The organism is Paenibacillus sp. MZ04-78.2 (assembly GCF_024213375.1).
Lineage (GTDB): Bacteria > Bacillota > Bacilli > Paenibacillales > NBRC-103111 > Paenibacillus_G.
This window is the reverse complement of sequence record NZ_JANAVJ010000144.1, coordinates 1-470: the sequence shown is the minus strand read 5'-3', so window position 1 is coordinate 470 and position 470 is coordinate 1. Positions and strand designations below refer to the sequence as shown.

Below are 470 nucleotides of genomic sequence, written 5' to 3'. Positions count from 1 at the left end.
CTCCCGTTCAAGATACCTTCATTTTCTCATGAGCTTGAGGTTCTTGAAAGGTGGTGAGTATTTGACGCTCACTTTATACGAGAACGACGTTTAGCGAAGGCCACTAAGTTCAAAACCTCATATTACGTCATCAGAGGTAGCTCAAAAGGGAACACGGTAATGGTGACAGCAGGTGTTCATGGAGATGAGAGGGCTAATATTCTGTCAGCAAAAAAGCTTTTGAGGTTGTTGCAAAATGACATACTCCGAATTAACCAAGGAACGCTAATCATAGTTCCAATCGTTAATCAAAATGCCTATAAGCGGCGTATTAGGGGGATTCCCGATCTGAATCGGACTTTCCCACGCAAACCCAATGAAGCGGCACGTCACCCGCTATCGGCTGCTTTATTTCGTAAGCGTCAAATCCTCCACACCTAGAAAAACGACGGGATTCATGAGATCATATACGTAACTGATTACGACGCGCA

General features: G+C 44.5%; 1 protein-coding gene. It reads left to right on the top strand.

All coding sequences use genetic code 11. The features are described from left to right. Nucleotides 1–159: 159 nt before the first annotated feature. Nucleotides 160–420 (top strand): M14 family metallopeptidase, encoded by a 261-nt coding sequence (locus NLX71_RS26430; protein ID WP_254366780.1) that lies wholly within the window; start codon nucleotides 160–162, stop codon nucleotides 418–420. Nucleotides 421–470 lie beyond the last annotated feature (50 nt).